A 23,006-nucleotide genomic window follows, 5' to 3' on the forward strand; every position below is an offset into this window, starting at 1 on the left:
ACAAGTAAAAACAGGTACTTACTTTTATTTGTGCGAGCGCGAGAAGGCCCTTAAGATATTAATTCTTAGACGCGGCTTTAATAAAGGCCATGACATCTGCCAAACAGCACTTCCCTGATGGGTTTGCTCTTTCACAAAAACAGCCTGGATCTTTCATTTTAGCTTTAATCTCATCCACAATTAATGTTTGATTATTACATCTTACAGCTTCAAATAATTCTTTCTTTGATTTTTTAAAACAATAACAAATCAATCCGTCGAGATTCTCAAGATCAACTTCCTTACTCTTTTCATCATTATTATTTGAACAGCAATTACTCATATTGCGATTGTAGCATGAATTCTAAATTAAAAAATCACGTATTAGCGATCTGAGTTTATCTTAATTACTTTTCTTTTTACTCACCTTCTTCCACTGAGAATCACTCTTTTTAGATGCATCGATATGCTTTAATCCGTAAGCACAACTTACTAGTGATAAAAGCATTAGAATTGATATTAAATTTCTCATTGATTACCTCTTTGCTACTTTTGTATTTTTTGATCTTAATAATTCTCTTAGTCTTAAGGCGATATCACTTAGACACATTGATACAGCACCATTGAATCTTTCTTTGATATCAGTGTCTGTCCATACCATCTCAGTTGATCTTTCAACTTCTACAAAGTTTCTTTCGTATTCGTGTCCCTTTTTAATTTTTGCCCTTACATTTAAATCTGCGATACCAATCAGGCTTGCTGCCCAAAATCCAACATCTGGTTCAACAAATAATTGATTAATTTTTACATCAAGTACAACATCACTTTGTTTACGAAATTTAGAAACGATAAATCCTTGGATACGCAATTCACTTTCGATGGCATCTTTTAACCAGCGAGATTGCGACGTTGGTAAATATACCTGAGCAGTATCGATTCCATAACCATTCTTCTTTACACCGACAACTCGGTCCTCTTTATTATCAACATGGACATAAACTCTGGTATTACTTCTGCTCTTTTCAGTGGATTTAGAATAATACTCTCTTTGAATATTCACATCAGTGAAGGCACAAGAGCATAAAAACATTAAACTAAGTATCGCTAGACCTTTGGACATAACCTCTCCTCTTAAATCATTATCTTTTCTAATTAATCGGCTTTAGGGAGACAAAATATGAACAAAATCAACAACTTAAGATACAAAAGAGATTTGCTTGCTAAGTTATAGATTATACAAGAATAATTTGGGATGACTTTATTTGCTGTGAACTAAACATTGTCAAAAATACATTATTTAACTCAAGATATTTAATTTGCTGTATATAAATAAGAAAATTTATTCAAAGGCAAATATATGAAGTTACTTAGCTTAATTCTGTTAATCACTATTTCGTTCCAGGTTTCGGCCCGTCCAAGAAATGGCGCTCTTTACTGCGGAAAGCATGAGTCTCATATTAAAATCTATTTCAAACAGGATTCTAAGCTTTACTACTATATTGATAATACTGATTTAAGAGATCTAAAAGAATACGAGTGTGTGGAGTTCACACCAGAGCTTCCATTCTACGATGAAGTTCAAAGCGCATATCTTAAAGCACAAAAAGATGTTGAAAAATTCAGTAGCGGCTCAACTGCGCTTTATCGACTAGAGCATGATACGCGCTACTATTGTGGAAACCCACAATCAGGAGGCCTATATGCTGCTTACACAAAGAAGTATTATGAGGCGCTCTACCTTTACGATATCGAATCAAAGACTTTTGATACTTACGATTGTATCAATCTTTAATACTTTTTCTTCTTACTTCCAAGGCCAAACATAATCATTCTCCTGTTAGGTAGTCATCACTGATATTCACAAGGCTAAATTTCAACTTAGCTTTAAGTTCATCTTCTTGATAAACCTCTGCTGAAAACTTAAAAAGATTATCCATCTTATCAATGAGCTTAACCTTTGCCTTTAAGTCACCTTGAGGCTTCACGATACTTAAATACTTTGCCCCTTGAACTTTATTTAGAACCCCCAAGGCCCAGCCCTTGGTTTTATTAGAGTTATAATCTTTAACTGGTGAGTGATACTTTGTAATTAGAACTCCTGCACTTTGAGTGCAAAACTCCTGAATCATTGCCCCTGGAACGACTGGTGCATTTGGAAAGTGGCCTTTGACAAAGAACTCATCCCCAGAGAAGGTTTTTAATGACTCGATTTCATTCTCACTTGATTTCGTAACCTCAGAAACCATTAAGTATGGATCTCGATGATGTAGTAACTCTTGTATTTGTGTTTTATTCATTTCTTACTCCTTAATGGTATTTAGCGCAGACTGAAAGACAGAGACAATTCCTTGTCCTGGAAATGTATAGTCTCCAACAAAGTATATATTTTCGTTTTTCATTTTATTAGGAATTAAGCGAAGCAGAGAAAGTGCTGAGTTATGAATCAGACCACCTACTTCTCCATTAGGTCTTTTTGTATAGTGCTTAAATGTTAATGGAGTGCCGACACTATCAAAGGCCACCTCATCAATTTCATGCTCTTTAAAGCATTTATTAAAAGCATCCAGAACGTCTGTTTTAAACTTCTCTTTTTTATTTTTATAAGCATCATCTCTTTGATCAAAACCATCGCAATCAACATGGGTAGACACTGTTACCATTTGCATACCTTCAGAGCGGTGCTGATCATCAGGATGTGAGAATGAAAAGAAGAGTGATCCATCTCGGTAATGAACTTGCTGATATAATTCAGTGATAGGTATTTTACTTGAGAAGCTAAAATAGGCTGTCATAGCACCCCAAATCTTTCCCTTGTCTTGCTTTAACTCTTTATCCATAAATAATGAATCAAAAACTTCTGGAGAAATATTTGAGATTAGCTTTGAGCATTTAATCTGCTCTTTATTTGTTGAGATAAGATACGCCCCGCCCTCTTTTTCAATTTTCTCACAAGTAGAGCGATATTTAATCTCACCACCAAATGACTGAATCATACTCTCTAAGGATTTCACTAATCCCCACATTCCACCTTCAATAGCGTGGGTATCAAGCGGATAGAAGAAGCCAAGTATTCCCATAAATGCAGGACATGTCTTAGATGTTTGTTGAGTACTAATGAGAAGTAGTTGATCTAAGACACGAATAAATCTCTTATTTTTTTTCATCTCTTTAGGAAGGTAATTATAAAAAGATGATGTAAAAAGCTTAGGGTGTTTAAGAAGTTTTCTTGTTGGATTCATAAAGAACTTCTTAATTGTTGAAGGACCAATATTTGGAAAGTCCTGTACATAATCAAGACTCTCCCAAAGAAGATCCTCTAGGGCCTGCCACTTTTTTAGCGTCTTTAAGCAATCAAGATTAAAGACTCTTATTAACTCATCGTTAAGTTCATCTAAACTAGCGTAGAAGTTAAATACTTCATCTTCTGTATTAACTTTTATCCCTGGATTGCAGTGATAAGTTTTTAAATCTAAATTTAGTTTTTTTAAGATCTTATTTACTGGGCGGCCATCGGCAAGGCCACTTAGTGTTGTTGCACCGACATCGTAATATCCTTGCTTTCGCTTAAAGTATCCTGCACAACCTCCTCCAGCATAGTGAGATTCCACAAGCAATACTCGCTCACCTTTCTGAGCCCACAAGGCAGCGGCAGCAAGCCCGCCCATACCTGCACCAAGAACGACAACATCATACTCTTTCATAAAGTTATTCCGTTTTCTTCATACCATATCACAAATCATTTAAAGCTTACTAAACGATTTCGCAAAGTCTTAACTGTATAGGTAAAAAAAAAGGCTGAAGAAGCCTATACACATAGTCTTGATTAAGAACTTAAGACAACTTAAACTTATCATTAGTTTCGTGGAGCTTAGAAATGCAAGAGTTAACACTTATTCACTTTTCCCTATGCTTACTCATGAGTGGTGTCATCTGGATGGTGCAAATTGTTCACTACCCCTCTTTCAAATTTATCGATGAAAAGAGCTTTCATTCATTTAGTGCATTTCATGTTAAGTCCATAAGCTTCATCGTATTGCCTCTTATGCTATGTGAATTAGCAACAGCAACACTTCTTACAATCAAGCAACCAGACATGGCCTTTATCATCAATCTCGTACTTCTCATTTTTATCTGGATGATAACTTTCTTTATAAGCATGCCTCTTCATAAGAAGCTAGGAAGTAAAAGAGATGATCAATGCATCGACAAACTCATTCTTTCAAATTGGGCCCGTACAGTTTTTTGGACAGCAAGAAGTATTCTTCTTTTTGTCATCATAATCTCTAAAATGGAGTAAAGGGAAAAAAGTAAAATGAAAAAGAAGTGGATGAAATATACTTTAATAGCAGCGGGCCTTTATAATATCCTATGGGGATCTTGGGTAATCTTCTTTCCAACCATGGCCTTTGAGCTTTCAGGTGCAAAGATTCCAACCTACCCTCAAATTTGGCAATGTGTGGGAATGATCGTCGCAGTCTATGGCCTTGGCTATATCATTGCCGCAGCAAATCCGATTAGGCATTGGCCAATTATTCTAGTAGGTTTCCTTGGAAAAATCTTTGGCCCTATCGGTTTTGTTCAATCAATCATGCAAGATGTATTTCCTCTAAAGTTTGGATGGAATATCATCTTTAATGATATCATTTGGTGGGTGCCTTTCGGCTTAATCCTCTTAGAAGCTTGGAAATCAAATAAAAGAGTAAGAAGTTTGTAATACTTCTTACGACTCTATTTCACCACAAGTAAGCATCTTATTTCCGTAGTATGGATTCTTAATAGCAGAACCTTTTTGAATCCAACGGGCCTTTGCCATTGGACATTTAACGATCTTTAGCTCGCTATTTTCAAGAGACTTTCCATTCTTGATATAGATTTCTGAAAGAAGTTTAAATGAGTCTCTTAGAGCACTAACACTTTCAATATTCTTGCCACAGTCATTATACTTATAGTCCTTAGCATAATGGCCAAGTTCTTTCTCACACATTGTTTTCCAAGACTTTAAGGCATTACTTAGATTGCCTTCAACTAATGAACTCTGAAGCTTTAGATAATTTTGATACTCTAACTCATGACAAAAAACGTTAAAAGATAATATAAAAGCTATAAATAATTTCATGATTTCTCCTATGGAAACGTATGCTATCAACATACCCCCCTAGGGTATATCAGGAAAAACACAAAATCAAATTAATACTAATTAATCGAGAATTTCTTTAGCGAGTGGCCAAAATCACATACTCTTTCTTATGCGCAGGAACCTGGCGACTAATGATATTATTAAATCCCCAATCGTAAAACTGGTCTTCGAACTCTTCGATATTTTCAATATACTCTATCTTTACAACCTGAACTGTAAAAATGATTCCCTTAAGTGTGCGATTATACTTCTTAGCAAGTCTTAAGACCTCTTTAATAGATTGTTTTGGATTTATATTTATATCGGCATGAATCCAACGCACCTCTTCCAGTAAATCTTCATGAGAGAGATCTTGTACAGACCTTTTCATATGAGTAAAATTCTTGTGCTTACCTACTACTGGACTCACTTCAGCGGGATCAATCCCCACAACCTTACAACCATTATCCAAAAGATATTGGGCCGCTCCACCTGGAGCACAACCAAAATCAAGCCAGCGATCACCTTTAAATAATTTCACAGCATATAACTTAACGATTTGAGCAAGTTTTAAATGGCCCTTTGAAATAGCATTCTTAGGCGTCTCTATCTCAACAATTGAATTTGGATAGCGCGTACATCCGTTGGCCACACTATGGGCCCCAAACCATATTTCATTTGGTCCTAAGCTAATTAAATCGATGACAATCTTACCTTCGGCGCTATACTCATTCACCTCACGGCCAAAAGTCTTAGCTGCATCAAAATCAGTTTCACAACCAATTTCAAAGCTATGAATCATATGGTTTTCACTATCAAGTCCCGATGCCTTCACATCTTGCGCGATAGTCTCAGGCGTCGACTTCCCAAAGAAGATTCCACTACGAGTAGCAAACGTTAGCTGCAGCTGAGAAATTGTTTTTAGGTCATACTCAATACCTGTATTTTTAAATGTCACAAAGCCTTTCTTTGAAAAGCTAAAGACTAACTCAGGATAAAATATCTTAATTTCTTCTTTTAAAAGTATTTCATTTCCAGGATTGGTACATACGAAGATAAATTGTGGCTTGCTCATTGAGTTCCTTAAATATGATTTTTTCAATCATAGCACTTAATGAGGTGCCATGCACCTTTTGTTGCGCAACTGCGAAACAAAAGGTGCATGGCACATAAAATGGATTTGTAGAAATCCTTAACTGACTTCTTGAATAAAGTCCCAATAACTATCGCGGATATAATCCCTTAGCCATTTATGAGAAGAAGAGTTTTGGCGGCTCTTGTGCCAAACCATCTGATGCTTAAATGGACTCACTTCAAAAGGGACATCATATAGCTTGAGATCAAAATACTTTGCCACAGTTTTCCCATAGGCAAGAGGAACCATCGATAACATATTTCTCTTCTCGACAAGCCTTGGGATGGAATTAAGGTATGAAGTCTTAACCAATATATTTCGGCTTTCGCCAATGCTACTAAGGTAATTATCAATATCACTACCAGGCTTCTCTGTTGGAGTATAGAGAACATGCCCGGCCTTTAAATACTGCTTTAGCGAGATCTTCTTTTTATATTGAGAATTGGATTTACTCGCAATAATACAAAAGTCGTGGGTACCAAGAGTTTCGATACTAAAATTATTAATCTCATCAAGATTTCCAGCAAAACTTAAATCAATCTCACCTCTTATCATTCGATCTAAGAAATCCTCAAGAACAATCCCTTTCATCGTAACCTTAAGCTTAGGTGCGCTCTCTACTAATGACTCCATTAACTTAGGAACCCACATAAATGAATCAAATGCTGTCCCAGAAACCCTAAACTCTTTGCTAGAGTTTTGAGAATCCCACCCCTCTTGTTCAAAGAGATTCCTCTCAAGCTCATTTAAATAAGTTTCCAGAAATGAGCCGAGTTGAATGGCCTTATCTGTTGGAATAAAAGTTCGAGCAGTTCTTATAAATAGCTCATCATTAAGACTATCACGTAAACGATTAAGGGCATGGCTGACAGCAGGCTGAGAAAGCCCTAAATTTGTCGCTGTCTGACTTACACTTAACGTATTAAATAAGTCCTTAAAGATAACTAATAAATTGAGATCAAAATTTCTAATATTCATATGACTAATACCTGTAATTATCAACATTCATTTTATTTATACAATGACAAATTGTAAAATGTACTAAATGACACGGGAGAATCATATGAAAGTCTTAATTATTAATGCCCATCCAAACCTTGAAAGCTTTACAACAAGCATCTCAAATAAGATCCATGAGACTCACCTCACGAAAGGCCACGATGTAACCCTATTAAATCTTGCGTCAATTGACTTTGAAATAAGCTTTAAGGGATATTCTGATCGAGAGAAAATCGACACCCTTGAAGCAGACCTTGAATCCGCTCAAAAGCAAATCAAGAAAAGTGATCATATTATCATCACCACTCCCATCTGGTGGTCGACATATCCTGCAATCCTAAAGGGCTTCTTTGATAGAACGCTTCTTCCTGGCTTTGCCTTCAAATTCCACAAAGGAAAAATGGTTCAAGAAAAGCTTCTCACAGGTAAAACAGCAGAGCTTGTCTTATTAAGTGATGCGCCGGCTTGGTACAGACGTTACTTACTAAAAGACCCGGCCGCAACAATCCTTAAACGAGATATACTTGGCTTTTGCGGCATTAAAGTTAAAAAGATACATCGTATCGGAAGTGTCGGTAGCCTCGACGCAGAAGCTCGCGAAAGGGTGATTAAGACTTTTTAGTTAGTGTGGAAACGATTTTTGTCCTTTTCTATTTAAATTAGATGCCCTGTTTTCACAAAGATTATGGTTTCCTTCTCAACCCAAGGGTGGTGATTGGAGAGATGGCAACTTCTAAGCCAAGCTCCTTTTGGGTAAACGCCATGTTCATCTCGAAATTCACCACTTAAGACAAATATCTCCTCTCCTCCAAAGTGGGTATGGGAAATAAACCTCTCACCCTGTGGCCATTTAACCAAAGCGACACTTTCAGTTCCAAATCGATGAAGAGGCATCACTTCTAAATTTCCGTGACCTGGATGCCATTGAGTTGTTTTAGTATCCACTACGATTCTTTTCTTATCTTCTGGAGAAAATTGATTTAATTTTACAAATATAATACAGCCTTCACGACTAAAAGGTGAATGAGATGATCCAGGAGGGTTTCGAATATAAGTACCGGCCGGATAGTCACCATGTTCGTCAGAAAACACCCCTTCTAAAACAAAGATCTCTTCCCCTAGCGGGTGTGTATGTTCACTGAATTTTGAGTTCGGTAAATACTGTACGACTGATGTGGTATGGCCAGATTCTTTAGCTTCTCTTTCTAGAGGTTTTCTTAATACATTTGGTGAAGGAGATTTTACCCAATCCATCTCGGAAGTATTAATAGCTAAGTTTTTTGAAAAGTCTAAATTATAATTTTCTTTCATATTACAAGTTCCTGCATACTTTTCGATATGCGTCCCAGCTTTATCAATCAAGGATTTCTTTAACTCGCCCAACATCACCACTTTCAAGACGAACCTTAATCCCATGTGGATGATAATCTGACTTTGTTAGGATATCTTTTACAATACCTTCTGTTAACTCACCTGTGCGCTGATCTTTCTTTAAGACGATGCGAACTCGCTCGCCTATTTCAATGTGGTCTCTTACATTTCCTTCCATGGTTTATTTATACCCTATATTAGACTATACGCAAATTCCTTAACTTTCTTCCAATCAGTGTATTCATAATCACGGCCAAAGTCTGTTCCTTCACCGGCCCTCTTAGCAATCATTCTCATAATCCACTTCATAGGCCATGAATACTTCGAATACTTTAGTGCCCCGGCCACCATTTCAATCCGATTAAACGTTGTTATAAGTTGCTTGTCGACTCTCTTGCGGGCATCGTTTAACCACTCTTCCTTTAACACAGGATCTTTTGTCGCCGCACTTAATAGAACAAGAAAGAAGGCATTCGGCTTTGATTCGATTTGTTCCTTGTGATCATTGATAAAGCTAACCAACTCTTTTTCGATCCCACCAATATGCATGGAGCCACCAAAGACTAATAGATCAAAATCCTCTAAATTCACATTCCCTATTGTCCTTGCATCATGAAGAGAGGTTTCGAGCTTAGCTTCAATAAAGTGATCACGAATTTTATGTGCAACCTTCTCGGTTTGACCTTCACGTGTTGCATAGATGATAAATGCTTTTTTCATGGTAATACGATTTTAAACGATTGGTTTTAGGATAAAAACTTAATTTATTGCAAAGGCTTCAAAGGATTCCAGTAGACCTTTACGTGAAGAATAAGCACCTAGAACCAAAGATTTTAGAATATTAGTTAACATCCTCTAAGAGCGTTAACACTTTCTTCTTTAATCCAAATATCATACAAAATCTGGCAAGGCCCTGTTCCATCGCCATTTTCACCACATAGCGAATGACCATAGTTACCTTTTAGCCAAACTTCACCATCCTTAACTGTTGTCTCTTTTAGTTCAAAACCACTACAGTAATTAATGGAACGATCAATTTGAACTTTCTCTTTGGCTCCAGGATTTGGATAGTAGCTAGAAAGATTATTAACAGCACTGGATTGACCTACCCAACGCTTATCTACAGCAATAAAATCTTGAAAGTAAAGGTCATGTACCCAAGCACTTTTTCCATCATATCTAATATTAAACCAAGGTCCATTCATTTCAAAAACTTCCAAAGTCATATATTCATAGTGTATTTCTACAGCACCAACGATTTTTGACATATAGTTCTCATTTGAAATGTATCCACTCACTTCACTTTCCCAACTCGGTTTCTTTAATACTGGTATATTATTAAATTTTTCCATTCTTAAAATATTGTAGCCTCTAGGAGATATAAAACCGATCCTCTTCCCTTTAATACTTTCTAATCTTTTGTACTCGCTTGATAGAGTCATCGCCTTTTTACTTTCAACATGAAGTTTTTTATCACCTTTATAAACTTCATCTAAGAACTTTCTAACTCTCTTACTACCGTCTAAATTCACCTGATAGAAGCTATCAGTATTTCCAATTTTAATCTGCGTAGAATGAAGATTTAAATAATCAACAAAGTTCTGGTCATAAAAAAGTAAAGCGGCAACCCAAATTCGATAATTTTTTAAAGGAGATTCAATTCCTTTTGATTTTGTCATTTTAAAAATAATTTTAAATACACGTACAGAACACTGATTCTCAAGACATAAACTTAATAAACTAGAAAATAGTCTCTTGAGTTTCTTATTTTTCAAATAAGTTTTCAAATATTTATCTATAAGAGGACTTGGCTTAGCTCCCCTCTCCAACTCACTGATTATACTTATTGAGTCATTTAAAATTTTATCATCAAACATAGCCTCAAACTTCTTGTTTAAACTCTTGATATTTATATCACCAAGATGAATTCTGTTTTTTGAATTATTAATAAAGCTTAAAACATCTAGGATTGAATCAAAGTCATCATACTTAACTCCTTCATAGAAGTCTGTGATAAAGTACTTACTCAGAGAAGGCTCAAGAGAGCTTGAATTCGCACTAAAATATTCACCCTTGTCGACAAACATAACAAGAAGATCCAGTTCCTTAGAGTTTAATAGAGGATAGATCTTTTTATATCTTTCTCTACTGATGCCATCTATACGTACGGCCTTTAATTTTTCAAGAGTTGATATTCTTTTAACAATAATATCAAAATCGTCACTGGATACATATGATAGGTTGAGACATAGATATTTAAGGTTAGCGGATTGCCCTACTGTTCTTTCACATGGCACTTCTAATGGTCGATCCTCACGCATATGACGTATCCACACACCATTTTTGAATTTCTTTCGATCCACTGTTTCCTCAATTTTCATTCTATCAAGGTTACTTATACGACTATTATTTACACTAAATTTATCATCAATTACTCCACCAATAACAAGAGATTTAACCATAGGAAAATTTAGAATTCCCCTATAGTAAGCAGGAATTTTTCTAATAGATATTGCTTCATCATAAATAGCACGAGTAGAAAAAGAGATTTCAACATCTTCGATATAAGTATTATTACTTATAGCATTTTTTAGTTCTTTTCTTGAGAAATCATATACATCATATGAAATATGTAGAAAGGGAGATTTATAATTTTTTATGTATTGTACAATATAATCATTATTTCTACTAAAGGGGCTAACGAGTTCCTTTTCTTTTCCATTATCTGAAGTTTTGAAAGTAAAGAATTTTGACAAGTGTACTCTTCTAAATTTTTCATCTAATTTTAACTCTCTTACTTTTTCATAGAAGTCGGTATTCTCAGGGATCACAATAAAACTATCGTTATCAAGGGAGATCAACTCCCAATTTTTATTCGCAATTAAAACACCTTTATACTGCATGCCTCTAAGTTCATTTCTTAAAACTAAAGTTCTTCCATAGAAGTGTATTTGATTTTTTATAAAATCAAGCTTCTTAAAAAAAGAATCTATTAAGTCCTCATCACTTAAGTCAACAATGAAATATTTGAACTTTAATTTTCTAATATGAATTAAATATAAATCCTGATCGATGCAGTTTTTATTAACAAACAAAATAGAGTTCTGAAGATCAAAACAGACCCCACTATCTTTTGAAGAGAGATAGCTAGAAAGTTGCCTAGCCCCAACATCATCAGACTCAGCTCTATAGGAAGTTGACACTAAGTCTAACTGTCTCTTTACTTCTAGATCTAGCTCAAGTGATTCTAAAGTAAACCTCTCCCCCTTTTTCGGCGCAGCACCACAGAATATGGCAAGAATAACAAGCCCCAAAAGTATACTTAGAAGTTTTTTTGTATTCATTACTTACTTTCCCCATGTACTTTTGTATACCTACTTCTTGTAAACTGTCGCTCCAGATTTTTTTTAATTTGATAATTGATAGCAAGTAATACAAATATCAATAAAGAGAAAATGTCCCAATTGTATGAAACACGCTTAATCATTTCTTGATATACCAGTACGAAATAAAGACATCACTATTCTTTTCAACTATTGAATTAACTTCAAAACCAGAATTATGTGCTGCTTTATACCTATTCCCTAAATCAAAAGGATGGACCTCTACCTTCCCCTTAGACTTTATGATAACAAAAATTAACGTATTCCTCATAGACTCATTAACATCAAAAGGAATAGACAATCCCTCACTATCGCCCATATTCGTTTTTTGAAAAAGGACTTTCGTTCCTGATTTGTAAGTGAACTCATCCCCTTTTATGATAGGTGCGGTATCTAAAGTCTTAAATTCCAAATCTTGGACATATTCCGATCGATTAAACTGCAATTGATGAATCACTGAAGTTTTTCCATTAACAACTTGAATATATTTTCCAAGCTCTGTCTCACCGTTAACATACACAAAGTAAAAGCCATCAAATAGGTTTCTAATTTCGTCTCCTACTATCTCTTGAGTTACGGTTTTCCAACGCTCAATTTCTTCTTCTACAAAGCTAATATATGCAATTTTCGTATCAAAATGTTTTGAAAACGTAACCTTGCCATCTCCTCTCAGATAAGTCATATGTAGTTCAGACTTATGATCACCCTCAAGATAAACTAACTTCACGTTAAGTCTATTCTTGACCATCTTCAATTTAAACAAGACGAAGTTATCTCGAATATTAACGGATGAATCATCTAATAGCTTATCTTCAACAAAGACTTTAACCTTAGCTTTTGATTTATCGAGAGGAGATTTCAATTCAATAGATTCTTCAAAAGATTGGTCACAAAAGTAAACAATATTTGGGATATCTTTGAAGCCATTTTTATTTTCTATACCAACATGTTTTCTATAGAATACATATGTGTCCATTAAAGCTTCGCTCTTTCCATTCTTCCTAAAAAGCTCGACTGTATTTTTATCTTTTATAAGAGCTATTTTAAAGTTCGGTTTATCGACATATTCTCCATTAAACTTCCAAACTGCAGAAGCCCCCTTAAAATATGACTCTCCAGAATACTCACAAGTAACACTCTCAGCAGCTCTTTCTTCATCACAAACGATATTAATATAGTAATCATCAGTTATTATTACCTCAGGTGAATCTTGAGACTCTTTTTCGCCAGCACTTACTGTGATTGAAACAAATAGAATAATGAATAGTAAATATGTTTTCATATAAGATCTCATCGACATATTATGGCATAAAAATGAACAAAATCAGGAACTTATGAATAAAACAAGGTATAGAATACAACTAACTGAAATATTTATGAACTTCTATGAGAGCTAATTCTCCGACGCAATCTCGCGATTCGACTTACACCAATCCACCTTCTTCTTCGTGCCGCCATCGTAAGCATAGGCAAGGCCATTTTTAAGAAGATAGTATGACAACGACTGGCCATCGATTTTCACATCGGCCACCACGCGAAAGTACTTACCTCTTTGCACATTCTCTAGATCAATGCGCTTGGCGTGCTTTAAAAGATTCGTCACAATCTTCTTCGCATCTCGCCCCTTACTCTTCTCGCACGTATTCTTCGTTCGAATCTCCGGTGTATCCACGCCACTCACTCGCACATTGATTCTACTTCCAATCAGCGGATGCACATTTGGAATATCAAATGTCACCGTGTCCGCATCGTAGTTCTTCACATACTTTACGCAGCGGAAGTTCTTGGCGTCGTGGGTGCAGTCTGGTGTTGCGTATGTTGTTAATTGAAAGATTGAGATTAGGAGTGTGAGGGTTATGTATTTCATACGTAACCTATCGGATATTTTGAAAGATATATTAGCCCTATTCCTTATCCCAAAGTTTTTGCATATCATGCTCACGCCAATACTCACCTAAGTCCTCGTGAACCTCATCTTCAATATTTCTGAAACTAATAATACGATATTCGGTAAGAAAGTAGATTGCGTAAAATTCAAGGCCCTGCCAATTTATCTTATATACAGATATGTCGTTACCACGGCGCCACTTTACAAGCTCAACACATTCATCATCATTGATGATTAATTCATTTAACTCTTGTAATTCAGACTCTGTAATCTCATGACCGATACGCTTTTTGAATCTATTGATTGCGTGGATAGGTGTCTTCATTTTAACTTCTTTGCCCTTGGATCTTCTAAAATTTCTTAGTTGTAGTAATAACGTATCATTTTGATGATCATTTTGCTTAGCATACTCTTTAGCTACATCGACAGGATATTCGAGTGCATAATTCACACTTCCATCATATCCGAAGAGGTAAACAACTAGATAATCAAAATTCCAACTCCTAATTATTCCCAATTGAGAAGTTGTTCCAGTTTTAAGTTTTCTTGCTTTTATCTGATAGAGCTTCCCTTTAGGGCCTGTTAAGTCTGCACTTTTCTCAGAAGCAGGTAGAAGTTCTCCTCCATAATATTGGAGGGCCAAGTGCTCAGCATATTCTCCAACAATATTACTCGTTCGTCCAAGAACTTCAGAAAGCTTATTTGTGTATTCATTATACTTGAGCCAAAGCTCTTTTAATTCGTTCATAAGGGATACATTCATAAATCAAATCTTATCTTTAATTTTATGAACCACAATACTTGCAAACTGTTTTTCAGGGGAGGATACGTGATCTGCTCGTGGAATCGAAATAATATATAGTTCATGGTTATATGTTACAAAATTAGCACCTTTATGTGGAATTTGTAATCTTTGCATTCCTTGTACTACACTCCCTTCAATTTTGTTCGTAAGGTGTATCTGATGTAACCCTTTAAATACTTTCTCGAAATATATATTAAATGGAAGGCAATCTGATGTATTTATAATTACTGCTGTGTCTATACGAGTCTCTTCTTGAAAAAAACATTCAGTTGTTAAACTGTTGGTATCAATAAAACCTTTTTTCTGTAACTTTTTTAACATTGTTTCATTTGGACTATTTACATCAAAGTAACCCAAAGTATTAAAGAATTTATCAAGTTTATGAATATCTTCAATTCTAGGGCTTGCTATAACTCGATTAGCGCGAAAATCAGCACTAATTTCCAACTCAGTCATAACATTATTCATATTGGATGTTGCTTTATTTAAAATTACCAAAGACTCTGCACTTGGATACACTGACACTTCGACAAATTGATTACTAACATAACCGCCAAACGCTGCGAAAAAAGTAACAAAAGCAGCACTGTACGCCTCTTTCTTTTTTCTATTTTTGAAAAGATAATACTCACCGACAATAGTAAATAGAGTAAATCCTAATGCGATAATTAAACTTAATGGCATATTCTAACTTTCCCTTAAACTCTTTGTTATTTTTTCTCTCTCCCCACTCCCATCAGTTCTAAGCCTTAAAAGTGGAACACCTATCTTTTCAAATATACTATTCTTTAAAAGATCCTTCTCACCTTGCCTACTTCCTTCTTTATGATAGTTCACACCATCTACTTCAATTGCAAGTTTTGGCATCTTTCCAAACGTATCATAAATGAGAAAATCGACATGGGTCCATGAGTTCATTGCATATTTAATTTCTTCTTCTGTTAAGGAGCTATAGTCGTTAACAATCATTTTAACTGGAATATGAGAGCTACAACTATATGAAGTTCCCTCTTGCAGATTTAGTTCTCTAATCACCTCAGAAATCAATTTATATGCTAAGTTTTCACTATCGTATTGAGAAACTCTTTTTGTGCGTTTTAGATACTCCTCTCGTTCCTGTTTATAGCTGTCATATAGATAATCAAAAACAGAGTTAACCTTACTCTTAATAATAGAAAAGTTGTTATATTCAATATACCTAACTAGAGCACCGATATTTGTATCCTTAATTGAATCATGATCATTAACAACTAAGATTAACTGATCCTTTGCCCTAGAAATTGCAACATTTAAGCGATTTGCATTATCAGTGAATTCAGATATTTCATTATCAACAGTCGAAAGGATAACGACATCATTCTCCTGTCCTTGAAATTTATCAACTGTATCGGCTTTTATCGCTGTATCTGAGAATGCTTTTTGTAGAGCATTTGTCTGATCTCGATAAGGCGTAATGATTCCTAGAGAACCATCATCTACATTTAAACTTTGTTCAGTAATAATTTCATTCTTGATTACATCAATCTGTCGCTGATTCATGCGACTTCGTGCATGATTTCCTTGAACAGTCTTATAAACTATTAAGGGCTCTCGCTTACTTTTATTTTCACTTAGTACGACAAGTTGACCATCATAGAATTTCTTATTACAGAAATCGATAATTTTCGGATGACAGCGGTAATGCTCGCGGAGTAATGTTCTCGGGGCATCGGGAAATAATTCAATTAGAGAGGATAAAAGACTCTGGTTTTTATATCGGTAGCTCTCGACTATATCAAACTCTTCAAAAATCTCATCTGTAATATCTGCTGTTCTAGAGTCAACGACATGAGGGAGCTGTTTCAAATCCCCAACAACCACGGCCTTACGTGCACAAGAAAGAGCAAGAGCACCTGTGCATAAATTGACCTGTGATGATTCATCAACAATGACGTAATCATAAGTGATATTTTGAGACAAGCTACTTCTTATTGAATAAGTCGTACTTAGGATTACTGGATAATCATTAAGAAAATCTACTGGACTATTTTTAATATCTTCTAAATCATAAATTCTTTGTTTTTTATGATGGTATTTCTCTGCGAGTTTCGATTTAAACAACTTAAAGGACAAATCTGAATACTCTTTCATCCTACGGCCAAAGTCGTATACGCTTAATGTGTTCTCTAATGAGCCAACCTTCTCTCTTAGTTCAATAAGCTTTAACTCATAAAAGCGGCATTGAAATTGAAATATCAATTCCTCTTTTGAATACTTCTCTATCAAGTCGTAAATATAAATCTTACTCCCGGCCTTACCAAAGAATATTGATTTAATTCTTTCAAATATTACACTAAACCGACTCATCTCCTTAAATTCTTCGCACATAATCCATGATAAGAGTGCTTTCTTTGCTTCTCTTATATTCAACACTTCATCTATCAATTCAAACGTTTCACTCTTAGCAATATACTTTTTAAAATGATTTGCCTCTGTCTCAACAGAACTTAGTTGATGCTTAAGATTAGAAAGCTCTATTTTTTGCTTAAGTTTTTCTTGGAGTTCCTTATTCATCAAAACAAGCTTACCTAAAAGTTTTTCACTCTCTTCGCCCTCAAGCTTCCAGCTTTGCATATCAGGGCGAGGCTTTTGAGATTCAACAAACTCTTTCTTATTGTCACTATTCCCAAGATAAGCTGCAATAAATCCAACACCATACTGCTCTAACTTATCAAACACATTTTGAGTCGCAGAATTATTACTAGAAACAACTGCAATTGATTCACCATTAATAGCCGCATTTGCAATTATATTTAAAATTGTTTGAGTCTTCCCCGTCCCAGGTGGCCCTTCAATCAGGCTGAGTTTATTACTTACCGCTTCATCTACTGCTTTCTTTTGACTCTCATTAAAACCAAACGGGAAGATCGGTGTGACAGGATTATTATCTGCCTCTTCATTTGATTCTTTTAATTTTCCATTTAAAAAGACATCTAACATTCCGCCCGGTTCAACATAACTAATTTTTGAATAATTATATGCGAGAATATTAATTCGCTGACCATCCGAAAATTTCATCTCAAGACCAATTTTATTAGCAATTTTAGTTAGGTAATTCAGGACACTTTTTGATCTTTCAGATTGTGATGAAGACTTAATTACTTTGACGTTATTTGAAGCATATGTATATGTCTTACCAGACTTGAAGGTGACACTAAACTTCTTCCCATTGCGCGTAATCGATTTAATGTCTTTTGTTCTATCTTCTCCCTTAAGGAGAATTATCTCACCTTTCATTTATTCACTTATTCCTTGATACAATCTCTTTAATTTTTTCACCTATGAATATGAGTTCTTTTTCACCCTTCACTGCAGATGCACGACCTGTAACAAAAGGTATCACAAAAAGATAGGTACCAGATTTCAGACGACACCAAGAGTAATACTTGTTTAACATTCCTGTGTACATTCTAGGGATTTGCTCAACTTTTTCTAATTGCTCTTTATACTCATAAAACCCTTCAGTATCAGCAAAGGCTAAGAGAAAGTTATCTATTGCGAGCCGGGAACAACAAACAATAACTTCAACATTATTCTTATTTAACTCTAATAATGATTTAAAATTATCAAAACGACTAGGTACACCAATCAGATTGTTATTAATACAGATTGAACGTAATTCTGACTTCGTACGAATACCTGTTTTTTTGAATACATCCTCTTCATATGATTCTACAGATGAAGCTTGTGGCAACGGATAAAGATTGAGTTTAAATAGATCAGAGTCAGAACTAAAAATATTCCCCGTAATATTCTTCGCAAGATAAGCTTGTGCAATCCTTAAAATATTTCTATTAAAACCCTCTTTCATGTGCGCAGCGATATCCTTAGTAGTTAAATGAGGCGGACATTCAACACAATGAAGCTTCTTCATACAATAAATTTCTTCTAAAATATCCATCCCTTGGTACTCAAGTCCACAAAACCATATTTTAGCAGATGGATTCCCGCCCTGAAATCCAGACAGGCTTGAAATCCATCTTACAACCTTATTATTATACATTTCACACTTACCTTTAACTAATCCTGGAATTTAATTTTTCTAGGAATGATTTTTTTCACTATTTCTAGTAAGTTAACCTTTCCCTCTATCTCATAAGTTTTGTTAACTTTTAGCATTTCTTTGTATTCTTCATATTCTTTTGGCATAATAATACATTCAATATGAGCTGAGCTATCTTCAATCTCTACAAAGCATATATATATTGGCCTAAGCTTGTTTTTACTGGATTTATTTTCGTAACTTTCGCGACCACTTTAACATCCATTTTTCCTTCACCTTCTGGAAGTTTATTTATTTGATCAATTGTCATTTTTTCTCCATACATTGATTTCAAAGGTCACTAGAAAAGATTATCAAACACACAAAAGCTTTTGACTTAACAATCTTTTCATTACCATTCATAAAACTCTAAGGATGTCTCAATTTTCTCTATATCAGCCTTTGCTTTTTTATATAATTTTTCAAAGCATGCCTTAACAATGTTCGCATCATCACCATTGTTTTCTTCATCAAAGTTTACGGTGTAAGTCTTAACCCTAGATATCCTTGAATCCTCTTTATAACTCTGTTGTTTGATATCAAACCCAAGCGACACAAGGTGATCCAGAAATTTTTTTCTTTTTGCATATTCAGGGAAGTCACCAACTTCAATCCCCATCATGCATTTATCCTTTTTCTTAGATCTCTTGAACCATATAACCATTGGTGTTTCTCGTAAAAAAGAATAATAATTTTCCCCTCCATACTGAGGTAATAATTCATTCAACTTTGGTGTTAGGAAGTATAGTCTTGCCCAAGCTTTTGATCTAATTCCATCAGGGATTGCTTCTTTTACAACTTCAAAAGCCTCATCGTTAAAATTCGTACTCGTTGCAAATTGATTAATAAGATCAATCGCCACACGGTGCTTTTTGTAAATTTTTCGGCACAATTCTATAACTTCTTTGTCTTCCATTGTTAAAATCCTTAATGTATCTAAATAATGATTAATAAAAATGTATGGTTCATCTGGAATATTAGTTCTATTAGCTTCAAGGAGAGGCTGTAAAATTTGAAGAACTTCAAGGTGTGAGAATGGAAAATAACCAAGACTTTGTGCATGATCAGAAGGGTCTTCTCCATCAACTGTTAAGTATATTTTTACTTTCTGATATGTAGGAAACTCCTCATCAATTACTTTATTATATTTATCAAGCTGGCCTCTTGATTCCTTAGAGTTAATTTTATTCTCAATTACTGTTACAAGATTATTAGTATTATCCACTACAAGTACATCAATATCACGATACTCCCTTCTAACTTCAATATTATAAAAATCCATCAGCTCAACTGCTGCAGCACGAAGGTCGAGATCAACATCTTCTGCGTGTAAAATAGCACCAGATAAGAAACGTCTTAAAAACTTGTCTCCTAATTTGTGACTTTCATTAGGATCTAGTAACCAACCTAAAGTATTAGAGTGACGAATCTCCATTTCTGAAATTTTAAGGACATTAAATATATTGAACCGATTCAACCGATCTGTTAGTGTATCAAGGTCTGCTGAGTTGACTAAAAAATCGTCTAGATACTTCAGCATTTCTTTATGAGTAAGATTATCTTTATCCATACTAAACCTTTTTATTTACAGCGGTTTGAATCATAATTGCTTTCTTAGATGCATCATTTAAAAGTTTCTTTACTTTTTTTTGAATATTTATATATTCATTATACTCCTTTTCAACACCAGCCTTTTTCACTAAGTGTTTAAAATCAACAATATTAGCCTTGTGCTTTTTAACAAAAGCCTCCACTCTTTTAATTGCTATAGTAGGGTTATCGACTACACGTTTACTATTACATTTCTCCCTTTGTTTCTCTAGCCAGTCTTTCCACTCGGCTCCAGACTTCGAAGAATTACAGCTACTACATGCAGGTACAAAATTATTAATTTCATCATAAGATCCAGCGGGTAACCCCGATTTCACAATGGGATTTAAGTGATCAATCGTAGTAGCTTCTCTAGTATTACAATATATACAGAGAAGATTTTTCTTTTTATTTTTTTTGAAAGAGTTAATATAATTTGAAATTGATTTATCGTCTGATGTTTTAAAGGGTAAGACCCCTTGAACAAAACTATTATTAACTGTTGTAACCCTCTGCTTTGGACATTGTCGTCCTTTACCATTAATTCGCTTTTTCATCTTTTTAATTAATTTCTCACTCATTTTTTATCCTTTACCCACTCCCTCCAAGCCTCAAAAATCATTACCATGGCCATCGTATCAAGCTCACAGTAACGAAGAAGAGCACTTAAAAGTTCTTTTCTCTCTATTTCACTCATCTCACTGAATTGCATACGTCCATAAGCAGTTAAAGCTGCTCCACCGTTTGCCAGTTCATCATCTTCAGTCAATATTTCTAAATTCTTATCACTCACATCTGTAAACATCTTTGGAAGCTTCTTGTATGGATCAACAACTTTGCCATCCTTAATCTCAAGCCACTGCCAGTCTTTGAAGTTTAAGCTCTTGATACCAATGTCAGTCCCATAGATAGGTTTCCCATATTTCTCTTTCAGAAAGTCACTAGAGTTTAGTATGGCAGGAAGTACAGCTTTAATTGAGTTCGATCCACGTGTTGCAGGATCATAGTAGTATCTCTTCACAAGATGCCATAGATCCACCATATTCCTATCACCTTCCCATTTCTCTGCCTGAGAGCTTGAAGATGTTGTAATTGTCTTGATGAACTCACACAGCTCCTCTCTGTCTGGGATATCAGACTCATCTTCTCTTAATTGACGATAGATATGATTTAAAAAGGTATTCTCATGGGGTGAATACCTAAAAATGGTTCCCTCGTCTTCTTCAAGCTGACGCTTGAACTCTCTTAGAAATTCATAATTAGGAAATTCCCCAACATTGGTATTTAAAAACTCTCCTGAATGCTCCACTCTTCCATCCTCATACACAGTATGATGAGAAAATTGAAAAGCTATCGCTTCATAGGGACGCCTTCCTTTATTAAAAGGAATGGCAACCATCGTTGTTTCAAAGTCGATAAAATGTAAAGGATAGGTCCATTTATCCATCTCAAGCTTAAGACCGAAAGCATCGAAGTAAGGAGTATTATCATTATTTAGGACTTTCTCGACTTGGAGCCACTTTCTTTCTTTTGCAGAAATTCCTGGCCTACCATCTGTATCAGGTTCAAAATCATCAATAGTTAGATCTGATATTTTAATTCTTTCTGCTTCAATTAGTTTTTGCTTACCAGTAAACGACCAAATTTCTAAAACATTTGATTCTTTAAAGTCAGAATCTTCCCAGTCAAGAGCTCCTTTCCAACATTCTATAAATCCACTTTTATAGCCTTGGTCCTCATCTTCGCTACTGCACTGAAATTCACAGCCTGCGCAATGAGCCCCAATTGGGAAAGTAATCTTTTCGTCTTTTTCATATGCTGATGCAAGGTATTCAATATTTTCTAAGAAAATACCATCTTCCATTATCGTATCAATGACATCATCAACTGGAACTTTTACAAGAATTTGTTCTTTAAGATCTTCTTTACAAAGACTATTAGAGACAACACATCCCTTTCGCTTACTGTCATCCCTTACAATTTTAAACTTCTGATTTAACCCATCGACAGGACAAAGAGACGTCTTATCCGCTAGCATAAGATAACTATCCACTGTCGCATTAGGAAACTTCGAAGATAAGACATGCCTCTGAAAAGCAATCTCTTCAAGATATGGTTTCCAACTTGAAAGGATCCCCCCTTTCTTGCCAATGAAACAATCTTTATCAGGATCGAAAGATTTGGCTTTTACTTCAATTAGCTCAAAATGATTTCCATTCTTAACCAGCACATCAATTCTAATAAACAGATTATTAAATCTAATTGCTGGTTCATAGATAATAACTTTATCCTGCTTTAAGAGCTCATTTGTCTGTCTCTCAGCTTCTTCATAATCAAGAGTCGCAATATCATGGCCGCCAGGGTGATAACATTTCGCTAGCTCACCTACTTGAAATCCACCTTCAGCAAGCGCAGCTAAAAAGGAGTCATCCAATTTTGAATCCAAATATTCTTTCTTTCCTGTATAGAAAAGCTTTGTAGGGCATTCCATACCAAGTTTGAATCTTGATTTAGTTAAGTATCGAGGTTTTGTCATACCTGTTTATCGACATTTCAAGGCTAAAAATGAACAAAATCAACGACTTAAGTTTCACTTAAAGTATCATCTGCAACTATTTGAATTAATGTGAGTAAACACAAAATGCCAAGAAATATCACT

Annotated in this window: 27 protein-coding genes; 4 read left to right on the forward strand and 23 right to left on the reverse strand. The window is 35.0% G+C overall.

All coding sequences use genetic code 11. The features are described 5' to 3' along the window. Positions 1-58: 58 nt before the first annotated feature. The 3 genes from ACN5L8_RS06030 to ACN5L8_RS06040 are packed head-to-tail and all read right to left on the reverse strand — an operon-like array spanning position 59 to position 1,099. Positions 59-322, reverse strand: a complete 264-nt coding sequence (locus tag ACN5L8_RS06030; RefSeq protein WP_115361312.1) for a hypothetical protein — start codon at positions 320-322, stop codon at positions 59-61. Positions 323-382: 60 nt separating this feature from the next. Next, the gene (locus tag ACN5L8_RS06035; RefSeq protein ID WP_255509241.1) at positions 383-511 is read right to left on the reverse strand and encodes a hypothetical protein; all 129 of its coding nucleotides are present in this window, start codon (positions 509-511) and stop codon (positions 383-385) included. 3 nt (positions 512-514) lie between these two features. Further along, positions 515-1,099 carry a YajG family lipoprotein gene (locus ACN5L8_RS06040; RefSeq protein ID WP_419172603.1) on the reverse strand — a complete coding sequence of 195 codons (585 nt, stop codon included), beginning with the start codon at positions 1,097-1,099 and terminating at the stop codon, positions 515-517. A 237-nt stretch (positions 1,100-1,336) separates the two neighbouring features. Between ACN5L8_RS06040 and ACN5L8_RS06045 the strand changes: the two genes are divergently transcribed. Further along, positions 1,337-1,771, forward strand: coding sequence for a hypothetical protein (locus ACN5L8_RS06045; protein ID WP_115361316.1), 435 nt, complete (start codon positions 1,337-1,339; stop codon positions 1,769-1,771). Between the two features lie 34 nt (positions 1,772-1,805). On the opposite strand, the gene ACN5L8_RS06050 is transcribed toward ACN5L8_RS06045, so the two are convergent. Next, positions 1,806-2,276 carry a 3-hydroxyacyl-ACP dehydratase FabZ family protein gene (locus ACN5L8_RS06050; RefSeq protein WP_412474201.1) on the reverse strand — a complete coding sequence of 157 codons (471 nt, stop codon included), beginning with the start codon at positions 2,274-2,276 and terminating at the stop codon, positions 1,806-1,808. A gap of 3 nt (positions 2,277-2,279) precedes the next feature. Next, positions 2,280-3,680 carry a phytoene desaturase family protein gene (locus ACN5L8_RS06055; RefSeq protein WP_419172604.1) on the reverse strand — a complete coding sequence of 467 codons (1,401 nt, stop codon included), beginning with the start codon at positions 3,678-3,680 and terminating at the stop codon, positions 2,280-2,282. 173 nt (positions 3,681-3,853) lie between these two features. On the opposite strand from ACN5L8_RS06055, the gene ACN5L8_RS06060 reads away from it, so the two are divergent. Both ACN5L8_RS06060 and ACN5L8_RS06065 read left to right on the forward strand, forming a co-directional pair. After that, positions 3,854-4,276, forward strand: a complete 423-nt coding sequence (locus tag ACN5L8_RS06060) for a hypothetical protein (RefSeq protein ID WP_419172605.1) — start codon at positions 3,854-3,856, stop codon at positions 4,274-4,276. Positions 4,277-4,291: 15 nt separating this feature from the next. Then, entirely contained in the window at positions 4,292-4,693 is a 402-nt protein-coding gene (locus ACN5L8_RS06065; RefSeq protein ID WP_419172606.1) for an alkyl hydroperoxide reductase, read from the forward strand. 6 nt (positions 4,694-4,699) lie between these two features. Here ACN5L8_RS06065 and ACN5L8_RS06070 read toward each other — a convergent pair whose 3' ends face one another. The 3 genes from ACN5L8_RS06070 to ACN5L8_RS06080 all read right to left on the reverse strand — a co-directional run bounded on the left by ACN5L8_RS06070 (position 4,700) and on the right by ACN5L8_RS06080 (position 7,235). Then, a complete protein-coding gene (locus tag ACN5L8_RS06070; protein WP_419172607.1) occupies positions 4,700-5,095 on the reverse strand; it encodes a hypothetical protein in 396 nt (131 codons plus the stop codon). A gap of 97 nt (positions 5,096-5,192) precedes the next feature. Next, on the reverse strand, positions 5,193-6,170 hold the full coding sequence (locus ACN5L8_RS06075; protein ID WP_419172608.1) for an SAM-dependent methyltransferase: 978 nt from the start codon (positions 6,168-6,170) through the stop codon (positions 5,193-5,195). Between the two features lie 117 nt (positions 6,171-6,287). After that, on the reverse strand, positions 6,288-7,235 hold the full coding sequence (locus ACN5L8_RS06080; protein ID WP_419172609.1) for a LysR family transcriptional regulator: 948 nt from the start codon (positions 7,233-7,235) through the stop codon (positions 6,288-6,290). Positions 7,236-7,293: 58 nt separating this feature from the next. On the opposite strand from ACN5L8_RS06080, the gene ACN5L8_RS06085 reads away from it, so the two are divergent. Beyond that, entirely contained in the window at positions 7,294-7,851 is a 558-nt protein-coding gene (locus tag ACN5L8_RS06085; protein ID WP_419172610.1) for an NAD(P)H-dependent oxidoreductase, read from the forward strand. A 32-nt stretch (positions 7,852-7,883) separates the two neighbouring features. On the opposite strand, the gene ACN5L8_RS06090 is transcribed toward ACN5L8_RS06085, so the two are convergent. The 15 genes from ACN5L8_RS06090 to ACN5L8_RS06160 all read right to left on the reverse strand — a co-directional run bounded on the left by ACN5L8_RS06090 (position 7,884) and on the right by ACN5L8_RS06160 (position 22,883). Continuing rightward, the gene (locus ACN5L8_RS06090; protein ID WP_419172611.1) at positions 7,884-8,540 is read right to left on the reverse strand and encodes a cupin domain-containing protein; all 657 of its coding nucleotides are present in this window, start codon (positions 8,538-8,540) and stop codon (positions 7,884-7,886) included. Between the two features lie 43 nt (positions 8,541-8,583). After that, positions 8,584-8,778, reverse strand: coding sequence for a YwbE family protein (locus tag ACN5L8_RS06095; protein ID WP_115361335.1), 195 nt, complete (start codon positions 8,776-8,778; stop codon positions 8,584-8,586). A 14-nt stretch (positions 8,779-8,792) separates the two neighbouring features. Beyond that, positions 8,793-9,320, reverse strand: a complete 528-nt coding sequence (locus tag ACN5L8_RS06100) for a flavodoxin domain-containing protein (protein ID WP_419172612.1) — start codon at positions 9,318-9,320, stop codon at positions 8,793-8,795. A 125-nt stretch (positions 9,321-9,445) separates the two neighbouring features. Then, a complete protein-coding gene (locus tag ACN5L8_RS06105) occupies positions 9,446-11,944 on the reverse strand; it encodes a hypothetical protein (RefSeq protein ID WP_419172613.1) in 2,499 nt (832 codons plus the stop codon). A gap of 139 nt (positions 11,945-12,083) precedes the next feature. Beyond that, a complete protein-coding gene (locus tag ACN5L8_RS06110; RefSeq protein WP_419172614.1) occupies positions 12,084-13,265 on the reverse strand; it encodes a hypothetical protein in 1,182 nt (393 codons plus the stop codon). A gap of 111 nt (positions 13,266-13,376) precedes the next feature. After that, entirely contained in the window at positions 13,377-13,919 is a 543-nt protein-coding gene (locus ACN5L8_RS06115) for a thermonuclease family protein (RefSeq protein ID WP_419172820.1), read from the reverse strand. Continuing rightward, the gene (locus tag ACN5L8_RS06120; protein ID WP_419172615.1) at positions 13,888-14,619 is read right to left on the reverse strand and encodes a DUF6998 domain-containing protein; all 732 of its coding nucleotides are present in this window, start codon (positions 14,617-14,619) and stop codon (positions 13,888-13,890) included. The genes ACN5L8_RS06115 and ACN5L8_RS06120 overlap by 32 nt, the downstream gene beginning before the upstream one ends. Before the next feature lie 18 nt (positions 14,620-14,637). Then, a complete protein-coding gene (locus ACN5L8_RS06125) occupies positions 14,638-15,360 on the reverse strand; it encodes a hypothetical protein (RefSeq protein WP_419172616.1) in 723 nt (240 codons plus the stop codon). Between the two features lie 3 nt (positions 15,361-15,363). After that, positions 15,364-17,952, reverse strand: coding sequence for an AAA domain-containing protein (locus tag ACN5L8_RS06130; RefSeq protein WP_419172617.1), 2,589 nt, complete (start codon positions 17,950-17,952; stop codon positions 15,364-15,366). A gap of 4 nt (positions 17,953-17,956) precedes the next feature. Continuing rightward, the gene (locus tag ACN5L8_RS06135) at positions 17,957-18,718 is read right to left on the reverse strand and encodes a hypothetical protein (RefSeq protein ID WP_419172618.1); all 762 of its coding nucleotides are present in this window, start codon (positions 18,716-18,718) and stop codon (positions 17,957-17,959) included. A gap of 17 nt (positions 18,719-18,735) precedes the next feature. After that, positions 18,736-18,864 (reverse strand): hypothetical protein, encoded by a 129-nt coding sequence (locus ACN5L8_RS06140; RefSeq protein WP_419172619.1) that lies wholly within the window; start codon positions 18,862-18,864, stop codon positions 18,736-18,738. A gap of 38 nt (positions 18,865-18,902) precedes the next feature. After that, positions 18,903-19,028, reverse strand: coding sequence for a hypothetical protein (locus tag ACN5L8_RS06145; protein ID WP_419172620.1), 126 nt, complete (start codon positions 19,026-19,028; stop codon positions 18,903-18,905). A gap of 81 nt (positions 19,029-19,109) precedes the next feature. Next, positions 19,110-20,327 carry a PD-(D/E)XK nuclease family protein gene (locus tag ACN5L8_RS06150; RefSeq protein WP_419172621.1) on the reverse strand — a complete coding sequence of 406 codons (1,218 nt, stop codon included), beginning with the start codon at positions 20,325-20,327 and terminating at the stop codon, positions 19,110-19,112. Position 20,328: 1 nt separating this feature from the next. Further along, positions 20,329-20,928, reverse strand: a complete 600-nt coding sequence (locus ACN5L8_RS06155) for an HNH endonuclease (RefSeq protein WP_419172622.1) — start codon at positions 20,926-20,928, stop codon at positions 20,329-20,331. Continuing rightward, entirely contained in the window at positions 20,925-22,883 is a 1,959-nt protein-coding gene (locus tag ACN5L8_RS06160) for a DUF2779 domain-containing protein (protein ID WP_419172623.1), read from the reverse strand. The genes ACN5L8_RS06155 and ACN5L8_RS06160 overlap by 4 nt, the downstream gene beginning before the upstream one ends. Positions 22,884-23,006: the final 123 nt, after the last annotated feature.

Origin of the sequence: Halobacteriovorax sp. (genome assembly GCF_048381875.1) — a bacterium.
GTDB lineage: Bacteria > Bdellovibrionota > Bacteriovoracia > Bacteriovoracales > Bacteriovoracaceae > Halobacteriovorax_A > Halobacteriovorax_A vibrionivorans.